Here is a 23,749-nt window from a genome sequence, read left to right as displayed (position 1 = left end):
CTGCTTACGTTTGCCGGCGTACTCAGCATCGGCGAAGGACATCTGTTTCATCGGGACTCAACCGTTCGATTCCTGTGAGGCGGGTATTTCACCAAATCTGGAAGCCTTTTTCAGAGTTTCCCTAAGTGCGCTGCTTTTCAGCACCCTGAATACCGGCAAATCGATAAAGCTGAAAAGCGCCGAGCATACGGCAACTCAACCCTTGAACCATGCCTTCCGGCAGTACGCCAAAGCGGCAGTGACGGTGGCCAGTTCCGGAGGGTTCTTGAGTGCAGCGAAAATCCTCTTTGTCAGCTTGTCTACTGGAGGGTTGCTGGGTTGGGGAGTCATTGACCAGTTGTCAGGCGAGCCAAGTGTCAGCGTTGGCCAACTGGTTGCCGTATTCGTCATTGCCGGAAGCTTTTTGCTCAACATCTCAGCGCTGACTGAAGGTTATCGAGTGCTCGATCAGTTTCTGGCTGATCAGCGAAGACTACGCTACCTGCTGTCACTGCCAGACTTTGATGATGACAGTCGACAAGCAGATATCACGTCGCAGAACGAGTCGACGCTCGTCCTTCAGCCCTGCGCCGTCAGCGTTAACAACGCTGTTCAGTTGACCATCAGCAAAACCATGACGTTTTACCAAGGGCAGTCGGTTGCGATTACTGGCCCCAGTGGGGCCGGCAAATCCACCTTGCTCGAAACGCTGGCCGGGCTCAACGCCTCAGTGAGAGCTCACGTGAGTATCGATGAGGTGCAACTCTGCGATCTGAACGCCCAGACACATCTGCAGGTGTTGAGGTATTGCCCTCAATCGCCGCAGTTTCTAGAGGGCAGTTTTGCCAAGTCAGTTCTGTTTGGCATGGATCTATCGCCAGACCTGCACCTGGCGATTAAACGTTTAAATCTTGAGGACATTGTTTCGCAACGCAAACTCACCGAGAACGCCTCTAATATTTCCGGTGGGGAGGCGAAACGCCTGTCTTTGCTTCGCCTGATAAACAGGCCGGGGCGGTTCAATCTGTTCGACGAACCCAGCGCCTCCATTGAACCGAAGTTGGCCGCACCGGTTTGGGATCTTTTGTTCGATACGTTTGCGACTCGCGGATTGATCTGTGTCACCCATGATGTCGACCATCTGTACCGCTTTGATCGGGTCATCGTCATGCAGAACGGCGCGATTATTGAAGATGGCCCCTGGCAGGAATTGGTCGATACAGTCGCAATTAAACTTCTGTTAACTGATCTTCAGATGGTTGAGGAGTAAAAACGTCAAAGATCGCAGCCTTCGGCAGCTCCTACACGGGATCGCATTCCAATGCAGGAGCCGCCGCAGACTGCGATCTTTTGCTCTTTTCTACAAAATGCCGTTAGTCGCCACCCCCCGCGATGGATTAAAGTAACGCCCCCAGCCCCGGCGTTATCCTTGCGCCTGTGGCCACCCCTTTCCAGGAACAGTCACCGATGGAACATCGTGAAGCGCTGCTGGCGCTGCGAACCTTTCTTTCAACGCAGATTCTCGGCCAGGAAAAACTCATCGAGCGTTTGCTCATCGCCCTGCTCGCCGACGGCCACATGCTGGTCGAGGGCGCTCCGGGTCTGGCCAAGACCAAAGCGATCAAAGAACTCGCCGAGGGCATCGAAGCCCAGTTCCATCGCATCCAGTTCACCCCCGACCTGTTGCCTGCCGACATCACCGGCACCGAGATCTATCGCCCGGAAACCGGGAGTTTCGTGTTTCAGCAGGGGCCGATCTTCCACAACCTGGTGCTGGCGGACGAAATCAACCGTGCCCCGGCCAAGGTGCAATCGGCGCTGCTTGAAGCGATGGCCGAGCGCCAGGTCAGTGTCGGGCGCAGCACCTATGAGCTGTCGCCGCTGTTTCTGGTGATGGCCACGCAGAACCCGATCGAGCAGGAAGGCACCTATCCGTTGCCGGAAGCGCAGCTAGACCGTTTCCTGATGCACGTAAAAATCGGTTTCCCCGACGCCGCCGTCGAACGGCGCATCCTCCAGCAAGCCCGTGGCGAAGCGCTGAACGGCGAGACCAAGCCCGAGCGCCGGGTCAGTCAGCAGGCGATCTTCGCCGCCCGCAAGGAAATCCTCGGCCTGTACATGGCTGACGCCGTTGAGGAATACCTCGTGCAACTGGTCATGGCCACGCGCACACCGGCCAAGTTCGACCCGGAAATGGCCGAGTGGATCGCCTATGGCGCCAGCCCGCGCGGCTCTATCGCCCTCGACCGCTGCGCCCGGGCCCACGCCTGGCTGGCCGGACGCGACTTCGTCAGCCCTGAAGACATTCAGGCGGTGCTGTTTGATGTGCTGCGTCACCGCATCATTCTGTCGTTTGAAGCCGAGGCCGCCGGTATCGACCAGGATCGCGTGGTGCAGCGGATTCTCGACGTCGTAGCCGTCGCTTGACCCCCATGAACGCCCCTCTGCCGTCCGAACCGGGCATCCGCGTCAGCCTCGCCGAGCTGATCGAGATGCGCCACCGTGTGCGCGAAGTGCAGCTGTTTTCCACGCCGAGCCAGCGCAGCCCGCTGATCGGCTTGCATCACTCGAAATTCCGCGGGCGTGGCGTCGACTTCGATCAAGTGCGGGTTTATCAGGCCGGCGACGACGTGCGCACCATCGACTGGCGCGTCACCGCTCGCACCCAGGAGCCGCACACCAAGCTGTTCCATGAGGAACGCGAACGGCCGATCTTCATCATGGTCGAGCAAAGCACGCGGTTGTTTTTCGGCTCGGGGCTGATGTTCAAGTCGGTGCTGGCGGCGCAAGTGGCGGCGTTGATCGGCTGGGCCGCGCTGGGCCATAACGACCGGGTCGGCGGCCTGGTGTTCGGCGACAACGAGCACTACGAAATCAAGCCACGGCGCAGCAAACAGAGCCTGCTGCAACTGCTCAACCGTCTGGTGAAGGTCAACCAGTCGCTGCACACCGAGCGCGAACCGGATCGCGACACGCTCGGCGTGGCCCTGCGCCGCGCCCGTGAGGTATTGCGCCCGGGCAGTCTGGTGATCGTGATTTGCGATGAGCGCGCATTGTCTGACAGCGCAGAGCAGCAACTGAGTTTGCTTTCGCGGCATTGCGACCTGCTGATGCTGCCGCTGTCCGACCCGCTCGATCACGCCCTGCCCGCCGCCGGTCTTTTGCGATTCGCCGAACGAGGCGCGCAACTGGAACTCGACACGCTCAATTTTGACTTGCGCCAGACCTATCGCGCCCAAGCCGAAGCCCGTATCGCACGCTGGGAATTGCTCGCGCAAAAGCTGCGGGTATTGCTGATGCCGCTGAGCACCCAAAGCGAAATGGTCGAGCAGATGCGCGAGTTCCTCAATCCGCAGCGACCGGGGAAAGGTCGATGAACGGCCTCGAGCAACTGCAACCGCTGATCTCCCCGCCACCGATTGCCTTCTGGCCGCCGGCGCCGGGCTGGTGGCTGCTGCTTTTGTTGTTGCCGCTGCTCGGTTTTGCCGTGTGGCGTCTGCGCCGTTTCATCCCGATGAAAAAACGTCCGGTCGTGCGCGCCGAACAGCCGCTCGATCCGGTGCGCATCGCCGCCCTCGCCGAACTGGCACAAATGCCCAAACCCTACGACGGCGCTCCCGCCGGGGCCTGGCTGCAACAACTCAACGGCCTGCTCAAACGCCTGTGCCGCAACCATTACCCTTATAGCCAGAGCCACACGCTCAATGGCCGAAAGTGGCTGGCGTTTCTCGACAACCGTTGCCCGGCCGCCGGGCTGACGCGCTGGATGGTGCTGGTTGAAGGTGCCTACAAACCGGAATGTAAACTTGACGACAAAGCCATCGCCGGCCTGACCCAAGCGGTCGACACCTGGATTCGCAAGCATGTTTGAATTCGCCTGGCCGTGGATCCTCGTCCTGTTGCCGCTGCCGTGGCTGATGCGCCTTGTGCTGCCGGTGGCCGACAGCGGCGAGCCGGCATTGAAAGTCAGCTTCCTCTCCGACCTTGAAGGCCTTGCGCGTCGTCGCGCTCGGGCCAATCTGCCGGCGTGGCGCCAACAGGCACCGTTCATTTTGCTGTGGCTGCTGTTGTTGAGCGCTGCTGCGCGTCCGCAATGGCTTGGCGAACCGCTACCGATTGCTGCCAGCGGTCGTGATCTGCTGGTCGCGGTGGACGTGTCCGGATCAATGGACTTCCCTGACATGCAATGGCAGGACGAAGACGTCAGCCGCCTGACTCTGGTGCAACACCTGCTGGGCGACTTCCTCGAAAGTCGCGACGGCGATCGCGTTGGCCTGATCCTCTTCGGCAGCCAGGCCTATCTGCAAGCACCGCTGACCTTCGATCGCCACACCGTGCGTGTCTGGCTCGACGAAGCGCGGATCGGCATCGCTGGCAAGAACACCGCCATCGGCGACGCCATCGGTCTGGCCCTGAAACGCCTGCGCCTGCGTCCGGCGCAAAGTCGCGTGCTGATTCTGGTCACGGACGGCGCCAACAATGGCGGCGAAATCGACCCGCTGACCGCAGCGAAACTGGCGGCCAGCGAAGGCGTGAAGATCTATCCGATCGGCATCGGCGCCAATCCGGAAGACAGCGGATCCACCGCGTTGCTCGGGGTCAATCCGAGCCTGGACCTCGACGAGCCGACGCTCAAAGCCATTGCTGAAGTGACCGGCGGCCAGTATTTCCGCGCCCACGACGGCAAAGAACTGCAAGCAATCAAGGACACCCTCGACCAACTCGAGCCGGTGACCCAGCAACCGACCCAGGCGCGCCCGGCGCAAGCCTTGTATCACTGGCCTCTGGCGTTGACTCTGTGGCTGAGCCTGTTGTTGGTCGCGCGTGAATTGTGGCCGGACAACCCGCTGCAACGCCTGTTCAACAAGGAGCTGTACCTGCAAAGTCCGCTGCCTGACTGGCGTGAGCGCCTCAAACGCCTGCGTCTGCGGAGGCGCCGATGATCGCCCTCTGGCCGCACTGGTTCCGTCCGTGGTGGTTGCTGCTACTGCCGTTGCTCGGCTGGCTGATCTGGCAACTCTGGCATCGGCAAAAACGCGCTGGTCGCTGGCAGATGATTTTGCCGCCGGCATTCCACGCCACCCTGCTCAGCGGCGGTAGTGGTCGCGACAGCAAACTGCCGTGGGTCGCCCTGGGCGTGGCATGGCTGCTGACGATTCTGGCGCTGCTCGGGCCGAGTTGGGAGCGGGTGGAGCAGACCAGTCAGAAACCTGCTGATCCGTTGGTGGTGGTGCTGGAACTGACTCCGGAAATGCTCGCCACCGACTCACCACCAACCCGGCTTGAGCAAGCACGGCGCAAGTTGTTTGACCTGTTGCAGGCACGCAGCGATGCGCAGACCGCCATTGTCGTCTACGCCGGCAGTGCCCACACGCTGGTGCCGCTGTCGGATGACCTGGCCACCAGTCGCAACCTGCTCGACGCCCTCAAGCCTTCGCTGATGCCGCAAAGCGGTCATCGCGCAGACCTTGCGGTGAGCAAGGCGCTGGCATTGCTCAAACAAGGCGCGCTTGGCCAGGGCCGGATTCTGTTGATCGGCTCATCCCTGAATGAAGAAGAGCGCCAAGGCATTCGCCGTGCGCTGAGCGGTGAGTCGGCGCAACTGTTGATGCTCGGCGTCGGCACCGCCGAAGGCGCGCCGATTGCTCAGGAGGACGGCAGTTTCCTCAAGGACGAACAAGGCGCGATCCGCGTGCCGCAACTCGACAGTCCAGGCCTTGGCGCCTTCCTCAACAGCGTCGGCGGCGACTATCACGTCGCACGGCTGGACGAAGGCGATCTGGGCGCCCTCGGTTTGCTCAATGGCCCGCGCAGCTTGCGCGACGACGGCCAGACCGTGCGCCTCGACACCTGGGCTGATCAGGGTTACTGGCTGCTGCTACCGCTGTTATTGCTGGCGGCGTGTGCCGGGCGTCGCGGCTGGTTGTTCTGTCTGCCGCTGCTGTTCTGCCTGCCGCAGCCCAGCTACGCTTTTGACTTCGAAGACCTTTGGCTGCGCCCCGACCAGCGCGGGCTGCACTTGCTCAAGCAGAAACGCCCCGCCGAAGCGGCGCAACATTTTGCCGATCATCAGTGGCAAGGGGTGGCGTTGTACGAGGCCGGCGACTACAGTGGCGCCGCCCAGCGTTTCGCCGAAGGCAGCGATGCCCGCGCCCACTACAATCGAGGCAACGCGCTGGCGAAAAGCGGTGAGCTGGACGCCGCCATCGATGCCTATGAACAGGCCCTGGAGTTGCAACCGGACTTGCGTCCGGCGCAGACCAACAAGGCGCTGGTGGAAAATCTGCTGAAGCTGCAAAAAACACCACCGCCCGCTGAACCGGAGCGCAAACCGACGGAGCAAAACCTGCCCGGCGATGAACCGCCGCCAGCGACCGCGCCGCCACCTGCGGTACAAAGTGAAACCCGCAGCGAGGCTCAGACCGCCGAGTCGGCCAGCGAACCACCACCGACCGCCCCGCCGCTGCCAGGTCCTGACGAATTGCCCGGCAGTGACGAGGAAGAAGACACGAACACCGTGCCGACGCTGCGTCCCAGCGAGGACAACCTCGAAGGCGAGCAACGTCAGGCACTGGAACAATGGCTGGGCAAGATCCCGGATGACCCCGGCGAATTGCTGCGACGCAAATTCTGGTACGAACAGCAACAACATCAGGATCAGGAAAACATTCGATGACCCGCTTCACCGTTCTCTTGCTGCCCCTGCTGATCTGCACGGCCACCGCGCACGCGGCCGAGTTGATCGCCAGCGTGGATCGCAGTCGCCTGAATTCCGGCGAGACGGTCGAACTCACCCTCGAAACCAGCGACGTCACCCAGTTCGGCAAACCCGACCTGACACCGCTGGAACCGCTGTTCGAAGTACGCGGCACGCGGCAGGTCAACCAGCTGAACACCCTCAACGGCGACAACCGCGCCACCACGCGCTGGATCATCACCCTGTTGCCAAAGGAAAACGGCAGCGTGCTGATCCCGCCGCTGCAAGTGGGCGATGTCCAGAGCCAGCCGATCACCGTGCAAGTGGTCGAAAGCGATGGTCGCGAGGACAAGAACAGCCTCGACCCGGTGTTCATCGAGGCCAGTCTCGATCAGTCCAGCGTCTACGTGCAGGCCCAGGCGATCCTGACCCTGCGCATCTACCATTCGGTGTCGCTGTACGACGACAGCAGCCTGACCCCGCTGCAAATAGCCGACGCGCGCGTCGAGCAACTCGGTGAAACGCGCACCTACGAGAAAGACATCAACGGCGTGCGCCATGGCGTGATCGAAATGCGCTATGCGATCTACCCGCAGCACAGCGGCTTGTTGACCATTGCGCCGCAGACGTTCAGCGCAACGCTGGTCGAGACTCAGCCCGCCCAGGACTCGACCGCACAGGGGCCGAAACCCGGCAAACTGATGCGAGTCAGCTCCGCGCAAATCCCCCTCACGGTCAAACCCAAACCGCTGACCTACCCGATCGATGCGCCATGGCTGCCGGCCCGCAGCTTGAGCCTGAGCGAAAGCTGGAACCCTGAGCCGGAACACACTCAGGTCGGCGACTCGCTGACACGCAGCCTGACCCTGAAGGTCGAAGGCCTGGCCAGCTCTCAATTGCCCGCCATGCCTGCCACTGAAGTCAACGGCCTGCGGCGCTATCCGGATCAACCGGTGCTGAGCAACCAGAGCAGCGACCGTGGCCTGATCGGCAGCCGTGAAGAACGCGAAGCGCTGGTCCCGAGCCGCAGCGGTTTAATCGACCTGCCAACGGTGGACGTGGTGTGGTGGAACACCTTCGAGGATCACCTGGAACACACCAGCCTGCCGGCGCGCACCCTGCAAGTGGCCAACAACCCGAGCCTGCAAGTCGACACCCCGACCGGCAGCCTGCAACCGAGCGCGGTCGACAATGACACGCTGTGGTGGTGGAAACTCAGCACCCTCATTCTGGCCTGCACCACCCTGCTCGGCTTCGGCCTGTGGTGGCGTGCGCGCTGGCAACCGGCGATCCTGCGCGCCGCACAAACCGGCCCGAGCCCGCGCACATTGATGGACGACATCAAGCGTGCGAGTCAGGCGAATGACCCGCACGCAACCCGCCAGGCACTGGACGCCTGGGCCCGTCAGCAACCGGAAACCCTGGCCGATATGGCGGCGCGGTTTGTGCCGTTGTCGGATGCGCTGGATGGGCTCAATGGTGCGCTGTACAGCGAGACGGGGCAGCACTGGCAGGGTGAGGATTTGTGGCGGGCGATTCGCACCATTCCGGCGGCGGAACGGGTGCAGGATCCGGTGGGTGACAGCGGGCTGCCGCCGCTTTATCCGAAGTAAAGATCAAAAGATCGCAGCCTTCGGCAGCTCCTACAGTACATCTGTGTTTACCCCTCCATTTCGGTGTGAACAGCCACCCTGCAGGCTGCGAACTCCAGATCCATCAAGCCTTTGGGCAAGTCTGCGCTTTTGCCAGTAAACTCTCCCCTCTTTCGCCGCCCCTCATTTCCCCGCGGCCATCACCTCTTTATCTGTTGCGGAGTCCACCTTGCGTCTGTTTCACACCTCCGACTGGCACCTTGGGCAAAACCTGCACGGCCAGGAGCGCGATTTCGAGCATGCGCGCTTCCTCGAATGGCTGCTGCGCCAACTGAAACTGGCGCAGCCGGATGTGCTGTTGATTGCCGGTGACATCTTCGACACGGTCAATCCGCCGGTCAAAGCCCAGGAACGCCTCTACGATTTCATCGTCAGCGCCCACGAGCAGCAGCCGTTGCTGACCATCGTGATGATCGCCGGCAACCACGATTCCGGCTCGCGGATCGAACTGCCCGCGCCGTTGATGCGCCGTTTGCGCACCCACGCGTTAGGGCGGGTGTTGTGGCTGGATGATGGGCAACTGGATGCCGAACGCTTGCTGCTGCCGTTGCCGGATAAAACCGGCGAAGTCGCCGCGTGGTGCCTGGCGCTGCCATTCCTGCGCCCGGCGGAGGTGACCGGCGCGCATCTGGGTGACAACTATTTGCGTGGCATCGGCCAAGTGCATGAATGGCTGATCGAAGCGGCCAACGCCAAGCGCAAGCCGGGCCAGGCGCTGATCGCTATCAGCCATGCGCACATGGCCGGTGGTTCGGTTTCTGAGGACTCGGAGCGCAGCCTGATCATCGGTAACGCCGAAGCCCTGCCCGCCAGTCTGTTTGGTCCGAGCATCAGCTACGTCGCCCTCGGTCACTTGCACAAACCGCAGAAGGTCAACGGTGAAGAGCGCATTCGCTACAGCGGCTCGCCGATCCCGTTGTCGTTCTCGGAGATTGGTTATCAGCACCAGATTCTCGATATCACGCTGGATGGCGACACGCTGGTCAGCGTCGAACCGAAACTGATCCCCCGCGCTGTCAACTTGCAGCGCATCGGCCCAGCGCCGTTGGCGGAAATCCTCGTGCAACTGGCGGACTTGCCGAACGTCGATCTGCTGGCCGAAACCCAGCGCCAACCGTGGCTGGAGGTTCGCGTGCGCCTCGACGAGCCGCAACCGGATCTGCGTCATCAGGTAGAAACCGCCCTGCAAGGCAAAGCCGTGCGTCTGGTGCGCATCGCCGCCGAATACGCCGGCAACCGGGGTGCCGATGGCGTGGAGGACGGCACCGCGTTGATCGAACTTGACCAACTCACACCCCAGGAATTGTTCAGCCGCGCGTGGCTCGACAACTATGGCAACGAGGTCGATGAGCAAACGCTCAAGGACTTCGCCGAACTGTTGCAGGACGTGCAAATGGAGGGCGAGCAGCCATGAAGATTCTCGCCATTCGTTTGAAGAACCTGGCCTCGCTCGCTGGGCCGTTTGAAATCGACTTCACCGCTGAGCCGCTGGCCAGCGCCGGTCTGTTTGCGATCACCGGCCCGACTGGCGCCGGTAAAAGCACCCTGCTCGACGCCTTGTGCCTGGCGCTGTTCGGCGCCGTGCCGCGCTTGAACAACACCGGCCGTGACGCCAAAGTCCCGGATGCCGACGGCGAAATCGCCACCGGCGACCCGCGCACGTTGCTGCGTCGCGGCACCGGTGAAGGCTACGCTGAGGTGGATTTTGTCGGTATCGACGGTCGTCGCTACCGTGCGCGCTGGGAAGCCAATCGTGCACGGGAAAAGGCTGGCGGCAAGTTACAGGCCAGCCGCCAGAGCCTGCGCGACATCGATCAGGATCAATTACTGGCCAGCCAGAAAGGCGAGTACAAAACGCAACTGGAAGCCGCGCTGGGCCTGAACTTCGAACAGTTCACCCGCGCCGTGCTATTGGCCCAGAGCGAGTTCAGCGCGTTCCTGAAAGCCGACGACAACGATCGCAGCGAACTGCTGGAAAAACTCACCGACACCGCGCTGTACACCCAGCTCGGGCGCCGCGCCTTCGACAAGACCAAGGAAGCCCGCGAAGCGCACAAGCTGTTGCAGGATCAGGCCACCGGCGTCACCCCGCTTGCGCCCGAAGCGCGGGCGGAACTGGATGAGCGTTTCAACACCGCACAGCAACAACTGAAAGTGCAGCAGACGCAGCTCAAACAGCTTGAACAGCAGCACGGCTGGCTCAAGGAGTTGCGCCTGTTGCAGGAATCGCAGCAAGCCGCCACCGAGCAGCTGCACAGCGCGCAACAACAATGGGAAAGTCTGGCCGGCGAGCGCGTGAAATTGACGCGCCTGGAGCAGCTCGGCCCGCAACGTCACCAGTTCGCGCGTAAAACCGAACTGGATGCGCTGCTGACACCGTTGGCTGCTCAGATTGCCGCGCATACTCAGCAACACGCAGAACTGAGCAAACAGCAGACACTGCTGGAGCAAAATCTGACGGCGGCGAAAGTCGCCCTGAGCGAGGCACAACAGCGCCAAAGCGAGAACGCCCCGCTGTTGCGTCAGGCGTTTGAAGAGCAAAGCACCCTCACCCGTCTGGCCAAAGAAGCAGCCAGCAGCGCCGATGCCAGACAGAGTGCACAGCACGCCTGCACGCAAGGCCAGAGTGACATACAAGCCTTGCTGGAAAAGCAGGGCCAGGTCGCCGAACGCCTGCAACGCATCGCCGCCGGGCTTGAGCAAAGCGCTCACCTTGCACCGTTGAGCGATGCGTGGAATGCCTACCGCGATCGCCTGCAACAGCTGATGCTGATCGGCAACCGTTTGAACAAAGGTCAGGCCGAACTGGCTTCGCTCGAAGAGAGCGCCACGCGCAACGCTGAAGCATTTGCCGCACAAAAGCAGCAACTCGAAGTGCTGTTCAAGGAGGCCGGCGCCGAACCCGATGCCGTCGCCGAGCAGATCGGCATTCTCGGCAATCTGTTGCAGGACAATCGCAAGCAACTGCGCGCCTTCGAAGACCTGTCGCGCCTGTGGGTCAGCCAACAGGACCTGCACAAGCGCAGCGGCGAGCTGCAACAACGCCAGCTCAGCGCCCAACAGGAGCGTGAGCGGCTGACCCAGGACGGCGTAAAAACCAAGGCCGAACTGACCGTCGCCGAACAAACCCTCAACGTCACCCGCGAACTGCTGGAGCGTCAGCGTCTGGCCCGCAGTGCCAGTGTCGAAGAGCTGCGCGCGCAGTTGCAAGACGATCAGCCCTGCCCGGTCTGCGGCAGCAACGAGCACCCGTATCATCAGCCCGAAGCGCTGCTGCAAAGCCTTGGTCGCCACGATGAAAGCGAACAGGCCAACGCCCAGCAAGTGGTCGATCAGCTCAAGGAAAAGCTGGTTGAACTGCGCGCCGAAGTCGGTGGTGTCATTGCTCAGCAAAAAGAGCTGCTGCAACAACAGGAACAATTGGCCGCTCAGCAACAGGCGCTGGCGCCGAGCCTCGACGCTCATCCGCTGTCCGCGCAGTTGCATAATCAGGACGCCGATAAACGCGACGCCTGGCTCACCCGCCAAAACGAGCAATTGAATCAGAGCATCGCTCAGGACGAACAACGCCAAGGCGCCCTGCTCACTCTGCAACAGGACGCCGCGCGCCTGACCCAGCAACTGCGTCAGGCCGAAACTGCGCATCAGCAAGCGGCGCAGCACTTGAGTAACCAGCAGCGCGAGTTGAGCAGCGATCGCCAGCGCCTTGATGAAGAACTCACCGCGTTTGGCAGTTTGCTGCCGGCGGACACTCTCGAAGCCTTGCGCCTTGAACCGGCCGCCACGTTCATGCAGCTCGACCAGCAGATTGCCGAGCGCCTGACGCAAGTCGAGCAGCAGAAGGAAGAACTGGCCGAGCAGCAACAACGTCAGCAAACGCTGGAGAAAGAACAGGATCGCCAGCAGACCCGCGTGCAGCAATCGCAAGCTGCCGAACAGCAATTCAATGCGCTGGCCGAGCAACAACAGGCTTGCCAGCAAAAACTCACGCAACTGCTCGGTGAGCACAGCAGCGCCGAGCACTGGCAGCAGCAACTCGAACACGCCGTTGAACAGGCGCGTAACGCCGAAACCGGCACGGCTCAAGAACTGCAAAATATCAGCACGCAACTCGTGCAGATCGCCGCCGAACTCAAAGCCCAGCGTGAGCGTTTACAAACGCTGGAAAGTGAAGACAAGGATCTCGCCGGCAAAATTGCCGACTGGCGCGCCCGCCATCCCGAGCTGGACGACGGCGGTCTCGAGGACCTGCTGCGGGTCGATGACACGCAACTGGCTGAATTGCGCCAACACTTGCAGCGCAACGAAAAAGCCATCGAACAGGCCAAAGTGCTGTTGCAGGAACGCGATCAGCGTTTGCTCGATCATCAGGCGCAGCACAACGGCAATCTCGATGCCGAACAACTCGCCAGCGCCCTCGTTGACCTGCAGAACCAGTTCAACGTCAGCGAGCAGCACTGCGCCGAATTGCGCGCCGAACAGGCTGAAGACCAGCGCCGGCAGAACGCCAATCAGGCACTGGCGCAGCAAATCGCCGACGCCTACGCCGAGTACCAGCGCTGGGCACGTCTGAGTGCGCTGATCGGTTCGGCGACGGGCGACACTTTCCGCAAGATCGCCCAGGCCTACAACCTCGATTTGCTTGTGCACCACGCCAACGTGCAGTTGCGCCAACTGGTTAAACGCTATCGCCTGAAACGCGGCGGCAGCATGCTCGGCCTTCTGGTGATGGACACGGAGATGGGCGACGAATTGCGCTCGGTGCATTCGTTGTCCGGCGGCGAGACGTTCCTGGTGTCGCTGGCCCTTGCGCTGGGCCTGGCATCAATGGCGTCGAGTACGCTGAAAATCGAATCGCTGTTTATCGACGAAGGCTTTGGCAGCCTTGATCCGGAATCCCTGCAACTGGCGATGGATGCCCTCGACGGCTTGCAGGCGCAGGGCCGCAAGGTCGCGGTGATTTCCCACGTGCAGGAGATGCACGAGCGAATCCCGGTGCAGATTCAAGTGCTGCGCCAGGGCAACGGTTTGAGCACGCTGGAGGTGAAATGAACACGCTGTATTCATTCCGCCGCTGCCCCTACGCCATGCGCGCGCGAATGGCCCTGCGTTATTGCGGCGTACCGGTGGAGATTGTCGAGGTCAGCCTCAAGGCCAAACCCGCCGAGATGCTCGCGATCTCGCCAAAAGGCACGGTGCCGGTGCTGGATGCGGACGGTCGGGTGATCGATGAAAGCCTGGAAATCATGCGCTGGGCGCTGGCACAGAATGATCCGCAGGATTGGTTGCTCAGCGGTGATGCTCGGGTTGCAGAGTTGATCGAAGCCAATGATCAGGTGTTCAAGGTCCATTTGAATCGCTACAGATATGCCGAGCGCTATCCCGAGCAGCCGATGGAAGTTTATCGGGCCGAGGGCGAGATGTTTTTGCGCAGGCTCGAAGAGTTGCTTGAAGGGCGCGATTACTTGCTGACGGATCATCCGAGCCTGGCGGATGTGGCGTTACTGCCGTTCGTACGCCAGTTCGCCCATGTCGATCGCGAGTGGTTCGCGCAAACGCCGTACGTTCGCTTGCAGGCGTGGCTTCAGCGATTCCTCGAATCCGAGCTCTTTACCTCGATCATGAAGAAATAACCACGGGGTCAGGCCAAAACCTGGCACATGCCGAGGGCCGAGCAATCGACTTCGAACGGCCCGAGGAAATTCGTTGCGGCCTTGCTCGGCGGATTGCCGGCCAGCAGCCCGAGCGTATTCGCCCGCTCAATGTTGTGAGCGATGTTGTGATTGGCCTCTATGGCCCGCGCCAGCGCTCCCACCGAGCCTTGACCAATACCCAGCAACGATGCGCCGTTAGTCATCAATGCGAGACTGGCGATAACCCAAAGCCTGTAGCCTTTCATGCGCCGCCGACTCCTGCGAGTTCCACCGGGTCGACCATCACGCTTTGCGAGCGGTGTTCGAACTGAATACCGGGACTTGCGACCTGAATCGGTGCGTCGAAGCTGTGTTCCATCTGCGATGAGATGCTGACGATCAGCACCAGCGCCAGGTAAAGGCCGATGGCCAGGTAGGCGCCGAATTTGGCAGAAGAGATGATTGCGCTGGCCATGGTGTTCTCCCGTGGGCATGTTTCGATGCCCACAGAATCGATCAAAAAAGCTGTGGCAACCACTCAGGGTTTCCCATAGTGAACATCAGCTTCGTTGATCATTAAGCCAGTCTATTTCGGCGCTGAATAAAACCTATTACACGAGGATTTTTCGCACCCACAAACGTGCAGGAGCTGCCGAAGGCTGGGATCTTTTGACGTTGAGGATCAAAAGATCGCAGCCTTCGGCAGCTCCTACAGGGGAGTTTTGTCTGTGTGCTCAGTGTTGGGCTTTGTGATCCAGCGCAGCGTAGAAGTTGGCGCTCTGTTGCAGATATTTCTGGGTGTAGCTCTGGGCGTGGGATTTTTTGCCGTTGATCTCGACGTTGGCACTGGCTGGCAGAACCACGGTGGCGGAGATGGCGGAAGCGGCAATAACGGAGAAGAGATTGAAGTTCATGGCGGTAACCCTCGTGTTCGGTTGGCTTGCTTGCCCGGTTGGGCTGTGGAGCCAACTTAACGCTCGAGGGTTGATCGCTTGAAATGCTTTGTAACAGTAGCAGTTATCAGCGCGATTAATACATAGAGACAGGCCCCGTGAATCGGGGCCTGTGGCTTATTGTCGCACTACAAACTTGAGATCGCTGGGCGCATCCATCGCCAGTTTCTGCACGGTTTTACCGAGCAGGCCGGTCTTGCCATCGCGTTCAACGACGACGATCTCATTGCTCTTCTGGTTGGCAATCAGCAGGAATTTGCCACTCGGGTCGAGGCTGAATTCGCGCGGGTGATCACCGTCCACCGAGCGTTTTTGCAGTTCCTTGAGCTGGCCGGTGGCCGGATCAATGCTGAACACGACCAACTGATTGGCGGTGCCACGGTTGCTGACGTAGAGGAATTTACCGTCAGCGCTGGCATGCAAAGCAGCGGCAGCCTTGTCCGAGGTCGGCTGGCCAGCCGCCAGTTCAACCAATTGCGTCTGGGTCAGCACGCCATCGTTGTAATCGAATACGGCGACTTGAGCGCTCATTTCCATGGTCAGCCAGGCGTGTTTGCCATCAGCGCTGAACAGCAGGTGACGCGGACCACTGCCCGCCGGCATAGGCACGGCAGCGGTTTTCGCCGGTGTCAGCGGCAGCTCCGGGTTGGCCTTCGGGTCGAACTGGTAGATGAAGACCTTGTCCGCGCCCAGATCATTGGAGAACACGTAACGGCCGTCCGGCGAAGAGACCGTCGAGTGCACATGGTTCGACGCCTGACGCTCGGGATTGACCCGGCTCGCCGGGTGCGCGCTCATCTGCACCACCGGTTTGAGTTTGCCGTCTGCGCCTACCGGCAACAACGCCAGGGTACCGCCCGGATCTTCCATCACCGAATAGTTGCTGACGAACAAATGGCTGGCGTCATGACTGAGGCTTGAATGGGTCGGCTCGTTGCCCAGGCTTTGGACTTGATTGATCAGACTAAGCGCATGGGTTTTCGGATCGATTGCATAACTGCTGACGCGACCGACCGGATCGGTCTGGCCTGGACCGTTTTCGTTGACCACGAACAAGCGTTTCTGGTCTTTGGACAGAGTGAGCCAGGACGGGTTTTCGCTTTTCACCACTTGCAGTGGTTTGGCTTCGATCTGACCGGTGGCGCTATCGAAGCTCATCCGATAGATGCCTTGGCTGGCGCCGGCGGTGTAAGAGCCGACCAGCAGCTGGAAGCTTTCAGCGGATGCATTGGAAAGGCCCATCGCACCGACGCTGCCGGCCATCAGCAATGGCCAGAATTTACGCATTTTCATCAGTTTCATCCTCGTCGTCGCTGCTGCTGACGACGTCGCCGTGGCAGACCAGGCGGTGTTCGCCGATAGCTTTGGTCTCATTGAAATAACCGACGATCAACCAGCTCTGCAGAGAATCATCGAAGGTGGCTGCAGCGACCTGCGCCGGCGTGAATTCCCAATGCTTGGCCGCTCGGCCATCGATGCATTCGATGTGCAGATTGTCGTCTTCATCGAGGGCGAATTCGAAAGCGTGCAGGCCGTCGATTTCGACCATACCGCAGTGTTCGAGGGCGTTGAGAAGGGTTTGGGCAGTCATGGTGAACAGTCTTTCTAGGGGGGAAAGAGCGAATGATAGCTTATTGTCGATGCAGATCCGTGTGGGAGCTGGCTTGCCAGCGATAGCAATCTGTCTGACACATCAATGTTGGATGTGCCGCAGTCATCGCTGGCAAGCCAGCTCCCACAGGTTATGCGTGTTGCCTTACAATGCTTCGCGCGAAGGCTTGCCATCCACCAGGCGCTGGATGCGCAACGGGTTGGCGTTTTTCAGCGGTTCCGGCAGCAAGCTGTCGGGGTAGTTCTGGAAACACACCGGACGCAGGAAGCGATCAATGGCCAGTGTGCCGACCGAAGTGCCACGGGCATCGGACGTCGCAGGGTACGGGCCGCCATGGACCATCGAATCACACACCTCGACACCGGTCGGATAGCCGTTGAGCAGGATGCGCCCGACCTTCTGCTCCAGCAGCGGCGTCAACTCCGCGAAGTCCTGGAAGTCCGCCGGCTCGCCGATGATCGTCGCCGTGAGCTGCCCGTGCAAACCGTTCAATGCGGCACTGAGTTGCGCCTGATCAGCCACCTCGACAATCACCGTGGTTGGGCCGAAGACTTCTTCCTGCAGCACTTCATCGCCGTTGATCAACAGGCTGACATCCGCTTTGAACAGCTGCGGCTGCGCTTGATTGCCCTGCTGCGGATTGCCGGCCAGATGCTCGATGCCATGGTGCGCGAGCAGCTTCTGCAAGCCGTTGCCGTAACTGCCAAGGGTGCCGGCATTGAGCATGGTTTGCGCCGGTTGGTCGCCGATCAGCCCTGCAACCTGTTGCACGAAGGCGCTGAACTCTGGCGAGCGAATACCGATGACCAAACCCGGATTGGTGCAGAACTGACCGCAGCCCTGCACGACCGACGCGGTGAGGTCGCGAGCGACGCTTTCCGAGCGAGTGGCCAGCGCCTGCGGCAAGACGATGACCGGGTTGATGCTCGACATCTCGGCAAACACCGGGATTGGTTGCGGGCGTGCCGCCGCCATGTCGCACAACGCACGTCCACCCTTGAGCGAGCCGGTGAAACCGACAGCCTGAATCGCCGGATGCTTGACCAGCCACTCGCCGACGCCACCGCCATAGATCATGTTGAACACACCCGCTGGCATCTCGGTTTTTTCCGCCGCACGAATCAGTGCATCAGCCACCAGTTCGGCCGTGGCCATGTGACCGCTGTGCGCCTTGAACACCACCGGGCAACCGGCAGCGAGTGCCGATGCGGTGTCGCCACCGGCAGTTGAAAAAGCCAGCGGAAAATTGCTCGCGCCGAACACGGCGACTGGACCGAGGCCGATGCGGTACTGACGCAGATCCGGGCGCGGCAATGGCTGGCGATCCGGCAACGGCAGGTCGATCCGCGCGCCGTAGAAATCGCCACGGCGCAGCACTTTGGCGAACAAACGCATCTGGCCGCTGGTGCGACCGCGTTCGCCCTGAATGCGCCCAGCCGGCAACGCGGTTTCGCGGCAGACCACGGCGACGAAATCATCGCCGAGCGCGTCCAGTTCGTCGGCAATCGCGTCGAGAAACTGCGCACGACGCTCAGCGCTGAGGCTGCGATAGGCCGGGTAGGCGGCAGCGGCGGCTTTGGCGGCGGCGTCAACTTCTTCGGCCGTGGCCTGGATGAAATCGTGAGGCAGTTGTTCGCCCGTCGCCGCGTCAACGCTTTGCAGTTTGACGTTGCCGGCAGCGCTACGCTGACCGCCGATGTAGTTGTGACCGAGAATCTGAGTCATGGGATCTCCTTAAAGGGTGCCAATGCTGTCCGGTTCGAAAACAGCCTGAACCGGGGCGATGCCATTGATCAGCGGTGCGCCGAATTCGGCCTGGCTGATTTCGAAAACGTCACCCGGTTGGGTGCGAATGCCATCGGCGAACGACAAGGTCGCGGTGCCGAAAAAGTGAATGTGCACGTCGCCCGGGCGCAGAAACTGGCTGTACTTGAAGTGGTGGTATTCGAGGTTCGCCAGGCTGTGGCACATGTTGGCCTCGCCACTGAGGAACTCGTTCTGCCACAGCACTTCACCGTAACGCAGGATGCGGCTGGTACCCGCAAGGTGTTGGGGTAGCTCACCGACGCGAAGTTCCGGACCATAACTGCAACTGCGCAATTTCGAGTGGGCCAGGTACAGGTAGTTCTTGCGCTCCATGACGTGATCGGAGAACTCGTTGCCGACGGCGAACCCCAGGCGATACGGCTTGCCGTCGTGACCGATGATGTACAGGCCGGCCATCTCCGGCTCTTCACCTGCGTCTTCGGCAAACGGCGGCAACGGGAAGGCTTCGCCGGGGCGCACGACGATGCTGCCGTCGCCCTTGTAGAACCATTCCGGCTGAACACCGGCCTGCCCCGCCGCCGGCTTACCGCCCTCGACGCCCCATTTGAAGATTTTCATGGTGTCGGTCATCGCGGTTTCGTCACCGGCCTGCTGGTGCATCTTGTCGCGGGCCGAGGCGCTGCCCAGATGCGTCAGACCGGTGCCGCTGACCAGCATGTGCGCCGGGTCCGGGTGATCGAGCGGCGGCAGAATGCGCAGGTCTTTGAGCAATTGCGCATAGTCGTGGCTGCTGCCCAGGCCGAGGGTTTTGACTTGCTGCTCCAAAGTGCCGCCGGCTTCGATGGCGGCAAGGGCCAGATCACGCACGCTGCGGGCGTCCTGCACTTCGCGCACCACAGCGCCTTCGACCACGCCGACGCGGCGTTCGCCGTTACTCAATTCGAATTGAACCAGATGCATGTTTTTCTCCTATTCCTTCAAAAACACCGCAGATCCCTGTGGGAGCTGGCTTGCCAGCGATAGCAATCTGTCAGACACATCCATGTCGGATGTGCCGCCGCCATCGCTGGCAAGCCAGCTCCCACAGGGGCGTGTCAGGTGCGTGTGGCACCGCGGGCACTCGCGGCAAACTGGTCAGCCGGCAACACGTGTTTACGCTCCAGCACGCGATACACCACGCCAGTCAGAATCAGCCCAAACACCATCACCCCCGACAGGAAGTACAACCCCGAAGCCAGATTGCCGGTGTGTTCCTTCAGCGCCCCGATCACGAATGGCCCGATGTAGCCGCCGAGGTTGCCCACCGAGTTGATCAGCGCGATCCCCGCCGCCGCACTCGCACCGGCAAAGAACCGCCCCGGCAGCGTCCAGAACACCGCCGTGCAGGAAAACAGTGCAAACGCCACCAGACACAGCGCCGCCAGTTGCGCCACCGGCAACGAGAGCCAGGCACTGAGGAACAAGCCAATCGCGCCCAGCACATACAACACCGCCAAATGTCCGTAGCGGTCGTTCAAGCGATCGGAACTGCGCGGGATGATCAGCAGGCCGATGATCCCGAAGATGTACGGCACCGACGATACGAATCCGGTCACCAGATCACTGCCACCGAACTGTTTGATCAACGTCGGCAGCCACAAGCCGAGGCCGTAGATGCTCAGGGTCACCGGCAGATAGAACAGCGCCAGCAGCAACACGCGCTTGTCTTTCAGCGCATGCAAAGGATTGCCGTGACGGGTCTGACCGTACGCTTGCAGATCCTTTTTCAGTTCGCCGGTCAGCCAGTCTTTCTCGGCCTGATCCATCCACTTCACCTGTTGCGGACCGTCAGGCAACCAGCGCAGCACCGGCCAGGTCAGCAGGATCGCCGGGGTGCCGATGACGATGAACAGCCACTGCCAGCCGTGCAGGCCGAGAATGCCGTCCATGCCCAGCAAACCGCCGGACACGGGACCGGTGATCATCATGGCGATGGGTTGCGAAAGAATGAACAGCCCGAGGATCTTGCCGCGATGGCGCACCGGGAACCATTGGGTGATGTAGTAGAGAACGCCGGGGAAGAACCCTGCCTCTGCCGCGCCGAGCAAAAAGCGCATGACATAGAAGCTGTGGGGGCCCTGGACGAAGGCCATGCCGATGGTGATCGCGCCCCAGGTGATCATGATCCGCGCGAACCAGCGCCGCGCGCCGAAGCGTTCGAGCATCAGGTTGCTGGGGATTTCGAACAGGAAATAACCAATGAAGAACAGCCCGGCACCGAGGCCATAGGCCGCATCGCCGATGCCGATGTCGGCGCCCATGTGCAGCTTGGCGAAGCCGACGGCGGAGCGATCCACATAGGCGATCAGGTACAGCAGGATCAGGAAGGGAATCAGTTTCAGTGTGATGCGCCGTATCAGGCGCAATTCCTGGCTCATGAGATCGGTCTCCGATTGTTGTTTTTATAGAACCTCGGGGGACGCCTCTCGCGGAAAACCGCCAGGACCATCCCTCCGTCGAAAACGACTATATAGTAATACTAATTACCCAACAACACTTCCAAACCGTCGAATTTGAGCTTATGTTAGGCCATCGCTGGAACACTATAGTCATACAATAAGAGAATCGATCATGTCTGATAAGAAACCCACCCTGCGCTCCGCCCAATGGTTTGGCACGGCCGACAAGAACGGCTTCATGTACCGCAGCTGGATGAAGAATCAGGGCATCGCCGACCACCAGTTTCATGGCAAGCCGATCATCGGCATCTGCAACACCTGGTCGGAATTGACCCCGTGCAACGCGCATTTCCGCCAGATCGCGGAGCACGTCAAACGCGGGGTGATCGAGGCCGGTGGCTTCCCGGTGGAATTCCCGGTGTTCTCCAACGGCGAATCCAACCTGCGCCCGACCGCCATGCTCACCCGCAACCTGGCGAGCATGGACGTTGAGGAAGCGATTCGCGGTAACCCGATTGACGGCGTGGTGCTGCTGACCGGTTGCGACAAAACCACTCCGGCGCTGCTCATGGGCGCAGCGAGTTGCGACGTGCCGGCCATCGTCGTCACTGGCGGGCCGATGCTCAACGGCAAGCACAAGGGCAAGGACATTGGCTCCGGCACCGTGGTCTGGCAGCTCAGCGAACAGGTCAAGGCCGGTACCATCACCATTGACGATTTCCTCGCGGCCGAGGGCGGCATGTCGCGTTCGGCGGGCACCTGCAACACCATGGGCACGGCGTCGACCATGGCGTGCATGGCCGAAGCACTGGGCACTTCGCTGCCGCACAACGCGGCGATTCCAGCGGTGGATGCGCGGCGCTATGTGCTGGCGCACATGTCCGGCATGCGTGCGGTGGAGATGGTTCGCGAGGATTTGAAACTGTCGAAGATCCTGACCAAGGAGGCCTTCGAAAACGCCATTCGCGTCAACGCCGCCATCGGTGGTTCGACCAACGCCGTAATTCACTTGAAAGCCATCGCCGGGCGCATTGGCGTCGAACTGGATCTGGACGACTGGACCCGCATCGGCCGCGGCATGCCGACCATCGTCGATCTGCAACCGTCCGGGCGTTTCCTGATGGAAGAGTTCTACTACGCCGGTGGCTTGCCAGCCGTGCTGCGCCGCCTCGGTGAAGCCAACCTGATTCCGCATCCGAATGCCCTGACCGTCAACGGCAAGTCCATCGGCGAGAACACCAAGGACGCGCCGATCTATGGCGAAGACGAAGTGATCCGCACGCTCGACAACCCGATTCGTGCTGACGGCGGTATCTGCGTGCTGCGCGGTAATCTCGCGCCACTGGGCGCGGTGCTCAAGCCGTCCGCCGCCAGCGCCGAACTGATGCAGCATCGTGGTCGTGCAGTGGTGTTCGAGAACTTCGACATGTACAAAGCGCGAATCAATGATCCGGAACTGGATGTTGATGCCAACTCGATTCTGGTGATGAAGAACTGCGGGCCGAAGGGTTATCCGGGCATGGCCGAAGTCGGCAACATGGGCCTACCGGCCAAGCTGTTGGCTCAAGGCGTGACCGACATGGTGCGTATTTCCGATGCGCGGATGAGCGGCACGGCTTACGGCACGGTGGTTTTGCACGTGGCGCCGGAAGCGGCAGCCGGTGGGCCGTTGGCCACAGTGAAGGAAGGCGACTGGATCGAACTCGATTGCGCCACTGGCCGTTTGCACCTGGACATTCCGGATGCCGAACTGGCGGCGCGTATGGCCGATCTGCAACCACCGCAACAGTTGCTGGTGGGCGGTTATCGTCAGCTGTACATCGACCATGTGTTGCAGGCGGATCAGGGCTGTGACTTTGACTTCCTGGTAGGTTGCCGTGGGGCGGAAGTACCCCGCCACTCTCACTAACACCGCCGTCCCCCTGTGGGAGCGAGCCTGCTTGCGAAGAGGGAGTGTCATTCGACATCTATCTGACTGATATGCCGCCTTCGCGAGCAGGCTCGCTCCCACATTTGGTTTCTGTGTCTGCCTCAAGATTATGCCGTGCCTGCTATGATGCGCGGCATCTCCATCGCTCAGGATCGCGCCGCCCCCCATGGATTACCGTAAACCTTCCGACCGCAAAAGCATGCACTCGCGCATTGTCCAGGAACTGGGCAAGCAGATCGTCTCCGGACGCTTTTTGCCCGATGACAAACTGCCCGCCGAAGCCTTGTTGTGCGAGGAGTACGCGGTCAGCCGGCCGGTGTTGCGCGAAGCCACGCGGGTGTTGGTGGCCAAGGGTCTGGTGTATTCGAAGCCGCGCGTCGGCACGGTGGTCAAGGCGCGCCGCGAATGGCACATGCTCGACCCGGACGTGTTGCACTGGCTGATGCAAAGCAGCCCGCAGAACGAGTTTTTCAACGTGCTGACCAGCGTGCGCAGCATCATCGAACCTGCCGCCGCCGCCCTCGCCGCCCAGCATGCGACCGATGCCGACATCGCCGCCATCGGCGAAGCCTACCAACGCATGGAGGCGGCGCCGACGCCGGAAGCACTGCTGCAACCGGACCTGGACTTTCACAGCAGGATTGCCGATGCAACGCACAATGATTTGTTGGCGAACCTGTGCAACATGTTGTCGGTGGCGATTGCCGAGGCGCTGAAGCATTCGAATCAGCGGCCGAACCTGCATGAATTGGCGTTGCCGCGGCACAAGGCGATTTTGACGGCCATTGAAAATCGCGATGCGCTGGGGGCGCGGCATGCGACGTTGGTGCAGCTGGATGATGCGCGCAGTGCGTTGAGTGTTGTGTTGGGGGCTGAGCTTTCTTAAGGCTTTAGATCGCTTGCCCTCACCCTAGCCCTCTCCCAGAGGTAGAGGGGACTGATTGGGGGATATTTGAGATCTACACCGACTTGAACGATTTGCTTTGAATCCATAATCGGCTCGGTCTTTCAGGTCGGTGTGTGGCGAAAGACACCGCCGTCAGCCCCCTCTCCCTCCGGGAGAGGGCTAGGGTGAGGGGCTCTTGATC

Annotated in this window: 20 protein-coding genes; 12 read left to right on the top strand and 8 right to left on the bottom strand. The window is 61.0% G+C overall.

Annotated elements, in window-relative coordinates; translation table 11 throughout:
• From IEQ42_RS24650 to IEQ42_RS24605, 10 genes are all read left to right on the top strand, one after another.
• On the top strand, nt 1-1,249 hold a 1,249-nt coding region (locus tag IEQ42_RS24650), incomplete at its 5' end, for an ATP-binding cassette domain-containing protein (protein WP_210705813.1).
• Nucleotides 1,250-1,446: 197 nt separating this feature from the next.
• Nucleotides 1,447-2,406 (top strand): AAA family ATPase, encoded by a 960-nt coding sequence (locus tag IEQ42_RS24645; protein WP_003218556.1) that lies wholly within the window; start codon nt 1,447-1,449, stop codon nt 2,404-2,406.
• 5 nt (nt 2,407-2,411) lie between these two features.
• Entirely contained in the window at nt 2,412-3,356 is a 945-nt protein-coding gene (locus tag IEQ42_RS24640) for a DUF58 domain-containing protein (protein ID WP_042559487.1), read from the top strand.
• Nucleotides 3,353-3,850, top strand: coding sequence for a DUF4381 domain-containing protein (locus IEQ42_RS24635; RefSeq protein WP_042559488.1), 498 nt, complete (start codon nt 3,353-3,355; stop codon nt 3,848-3,850). Before IEQ42_RS24640 ends, IEQ42_RS24635 begins: the two co-directional genes overlap by 4 nt.
• Nucleotides 3,843-4,922, top strand: a complete 1,080-nt coding sequence (locus IEQ42_RS24630; RefSeq protein WP_210705812.1) for a vWA domain-containing protein — start codon at nt 3,843-3,845, stop codon at nt 4,920-4,922. The genes IEQ42_RS24635 and IEQ42_RS24630 overlap by 8 nt, the downstream gene beginning before the upstream one ends.
• On the top strand, nt 4,919-6,655 hold the full coding sequence (locus IEQ42_RS24625; RefSeq protein ID WP_210705810.1) for a tetratricopeptide repeat protein: 1,737 nt from the start codon (nt 4,919-4,921) through the stop codon (nt 6,653-6,655). Before IEQ42_RS24630 ends, IEQ42_RS24625 begins: the two co-directional genes overlap by 4 nt.
• Nucleotides 6,652-8,289, top strand: a complete 1,638-nt coding sequence (locus IEQ42_RS24620; RefSeq protein WP_210705808.1) for a BatD family protein — start codon at nt 6,652-6,654, stop codon at nt 8,287-8,289. Before IEQ42_RS24625 ends, IEQ42_RS24620 begins: the two co-directional genes overlap by 4 nt.
• Before the next feature lie 208 nt (nt 8,290-8,497).
• On the top strand, nt 8,498-9,742 hold the full coding sequence (locus IEQ42_RS24615; protein ID WP_210705806.1) for an exonuclease SbcCD subunit D C-terminal domain-containing protein: 1,245 nt from the start codon (nt 8,498-8,500) through the stop codon (nt 9,740-9,742).
• A complete protein-coding gene (locus IEQ42_RS24610) occupies nt 9,739-13,380 on the top strand; it encodes an AAA family ATPase (protein WP_210705804.1) in 3,642 nt (1,213 codons plus the stop codon). Before IEQ42_RS24615 ends, IEQ42_RS24610 begins: the two co-directional genes overlap by 4 nt.
• On the top strand, nt 13,377-13,961 hold the full coding sequence (locus tag IEQ42_RS24605; protein ID WP_210705802.1) for a glutathione S-transferase: 585 nt from the start codon (nt 13,377-13,379) through the stop codon (nt 13,959-13,961). The genes IEQ42_RS24610 and IEQ42_RS24605 overlap by 4 nt, the downstream gene beginning before the upstream one ends.
• Before the next feature lie 8 nt (nt 13,962-13,969).
• On the opposite strand, the gene IEQ42_RS24600 is transcribed toward IEQ42_RS24605, so the two are convergent.
• The 8 genes from IEQ42_RS24600 to IEQ42_RS24565 all read right to left on the bottom strand — a co-directional run bounded on the left by IEQ42_RS24600 (nt 13,970) and on the right by IEQ42_RS24565 (nt 20,710).
• Nucleotides 13,970-14,227 carry a hypothetical protein gene (locus tag IEQ42_RS24600; protein ID WP_210705800.1) on the bottom strand — a complete coding sequence of 86 codons (258 nt, stop codon included), beginning with the start codon at nt 14,225-14,227 and terminating at the stop codon, nt 13,970-13,972.
• Entirely contained in the window at nt 14,224-14,436 is a 213-nt protein-coding gene (locus IEQ42_RS24595; RefSeq protein ID WP_210705799.1) for a hypothetical protein, read from the bottom strand. The genes IEQ42_RS24600 and IEQ42_RS24595 overlap by 4 nt, the downstream gene beginning before the upstream one ends.
• Before the next feature lie 259 nt (nt 14,437-14,695).
• Nucleotides 14,696-14,875 carry a hypothetical protein gene (locus tag IEQ42_RS24590; RefSeq protein WP_042559499.1) on the bottom strand — a complete coding sequence of 60 codons (180 nt, stop codon included), beginning with the start codon at nt 14,873-14,875 and terminating at the stop codon, nt 14,696-14,698.
• Nucleotides 14,876-15,031: 156 nt separating this feature from the next.
• A complete protein-coding gene (locus tag IEQ42_RS24585) occupies nt 15,032-16,207 on the bottom strand; it encodes a lactonase family protein (protein WP_210705797.1) in 1,176 nt (391 codons plus the stop codon).
• A complete protein-coding gene (locus IEQ42_RS24580; RefSeq protein WP_038368119.1) occupies nt 16,194-16,505 on the bottom strand; it encodes a DUF5629 family protein in 312 nt (103 codons plus the stop codon). The genes IEQ42_RS24585 and IEQ42_RS24580 overlap by 14 nt, the downstream gene beginning before the upstream one ends.
• 165 nt (nt 16,506-16,670) lie before the next feature.
• Nucleotides 16,671-18,251, bottom strand: a complete 1,581-nt coding sequence (locus tag IEQ42_RS24575; RefSeq protein WP_210705795.1) for an aldehyde dehydrogenase (NADP(+)) — start codon at nt 18,249-18,251, stop codon at nt 16,671-16,673.
• Nucleotides 18,252-18,260: 9 nt separating this feature from the next.
• Complete coding sequence (gene araD1 / locus IEQ42_RS24570) at nt 18,261-19,253, bottom strand: AraD1 family protein (protein WP_210705792.1); 993 nt, start codon at nt 19,251-19,253, stop codon at nt 18,261-18,263.
• 134 nt (nt 19,254-19,387) lie between these two features.
• A complete protein-coding gene (locus IEQ42_RS24565; RefSeq protein WP_210705790.1) occupies nt 19,388-20,710 on the bottom strand; it encodes an MFS transporter in 1,323 nt (440 codons plus the stop codon).
• Between the two features lie 193 nt (nt 20,711-20,903).
• Here IEQ42_RS24565 and IEQ42_RS24560 point away from each other — a divergent pair, with 193 nt between their 5' ends.
• Entirely contained in the window at nt 20,904-22,640 is a 1,737-nt protein-coding gene (locus IEQ42_RS24560; RefSeq protein WP_042559504.1) for an IlvD/Edd family dehydratase, read from the top strand.
• A gap of 187 nt (nt 22,641-22,827) precedes the next feature.
• Complete coding sequence (locus IEQ42_RS24555; RefSeq protein ID WP_150592137.1) at nt 22,828-23,547, top strand: FadR/GntR family transcriptional regulator; 720 nt, start codon at nt 22,828-22,830, stop codon at nt 23,545-23,547.
• The last annotated feature ends 202 nt before the right edge of the window (nt 23,548-23,749 follow it).

The sequence above is a fragment of the Pseudomonas iridis genome (assembly GCF_017980685.1).
GTDB lineage: Bacteria > Pseudomonadota > Gammaproteobacteria > Pseudomonadales > Pseudomonadaceae > Aquipseudomonas > Aquipseudomonas iridis.
Note: the sequence above shows the minus strand (reverse complement) of the source record. Positions and strands in the feature narration are given on the sequence as shown.

What these genes read in the sequence shown, in the direction of transcription:
- IEQ42_RS24645 (WP_003218556.1), top strand. Translation starts at nt 1,447, where the DNA reads ATGGAACATCGTGAAGCGCTGCTGGCGCTGCGAACCTTTCTTTCAACG.
- IEQ42_RS24640 (WP_042559487.1), top strand. Translation starts at nt 2,412, where the DNA reads ATGAACGCCCCTCTGCCGTCCGAACCGGGCATCCGCGTCAGCCTCGCC.
- IEQ42_RS24635 (WP_042559488.1), top strand. Translation starts at nt 3,353, where the DNA reads ATGAACGGCCTCGAGCAACTGCAACCGCTGATCTCCCCGCCACCGATT.
- IEQ42_RS24630 (WP_210705812.1), top strand. Translation starts at nt 3,843, where the DNA reads ATGTTTGAATTCGCCTGGCCGTGGATCCTCGTCCTGTTGCCGCTGCCG.
- IEQ42_RS24625 (WP_210705810.1), top strand. Translation starts at nt 4,919, where the DNA reads ATGATCGCCCTCTGGCCGCACTGGTTCCGTCCGTGGTGGTTGCTGCTA.
- IEQ42_RS24620 (WP_210705808.1), top strand. Translation starts at nt 6,652, where the DNA reads ATGACCCGCTTCACCGTTCTCTTGCTGCCCCTGCTGATCTGCACGGCC.
- IEQ42_RS24610 (WP_210705804.1), top strand. Translation starts at nt 9,739, where the DNA reads ATGAAGATTCTCGCCATTCGTTTGAAGAACCTGGCCTCGCTCGCTGGG.
- IEQ42_RS24605 (WP_210705802.1), top strand. Translation starts at nt 13,377, where the DNA reads ATGAACACGCTGTATTCATTCCGCCGCTGCCCCTACGCCATGCGCGCG.
- IEQ42_RS24600 (WP_210705800.1), bottom strand. Translation starts at nt 14,227, where the DNA reads ATGAAAGGCTACAGGCTTTGGGTTATCGCCAGTCTCGCATTGATGACT.
- IEQ42_RS24595 (WP_210705799.1), bottom strand. Translation starts at nt 14,436, where the DNA reads ATGGCCAGCGCAATCATCTCTTCTGCCAAATTCGGCGCCTACCTGGCC.
- IEQ42_RS24590 (WP_042559499.1), bottom strand. Translation starts at nt 14,875, where the DNA reads ATGAACTTCAATCTCTTCTCCGTTATTGCCGCTTCCGCCATCTCCGCC.
- IEQ42_RS24585 (WP_210705797.1), bottom strand. Translation starts at nt 16,207, where the DNA reads ATGAAAATGCGTAAATTCTGGCCATTGCTGATGGCCGGCAGCGTCGGT.
- IEQ42_RS24580 (WP_038368119.1), bottom strand. Translation starts at nt 16,505, where the DNA reads ATGACTGCCCAAACCCTTCTCAACGCCCTCGAACACTGCGGTATGGTC.
- IEQ42_RS24575 (WP_210705795.1), bottom strand. Translation starts at nt 18,251, where the DNA reads ATGACTCAGATTCTCGGTCACAACTACATCGGCGGTCAGCGTAGCGCT.
- araD1 (WP_210705792.1), bottom strand. Translation starts at nt 19,253, where the DNA reads ATGCATCTGGTTCAATTCGAATTGAGTAACGGCGAACGCCGCGTCGGC.
- IEQ42_RS24565 (WP_210705790.1), bottom strand. Translation starts at nt 20,710, where the DNA reads ATGAGCCAGGAATTGCGCCTGATACGGCGCATCACACTGAAACTGATT.
- IEQ42_RS24560 (WP_042559504.1), top strand. Translation starts at nt 20,904, where the DNA reads ATGTCTGATAAGAAACCCACCCTGCGCTCCGCCCAATGGTTTGGCACG.
- IEQ42_RS24555 (WP_150592137.1), top strand. Translation starts at nt 22,828, where the DNA reads ATGGATTACCGTAAACCTTCCGACCGCAAAAGCATGCACTCGCGCATT.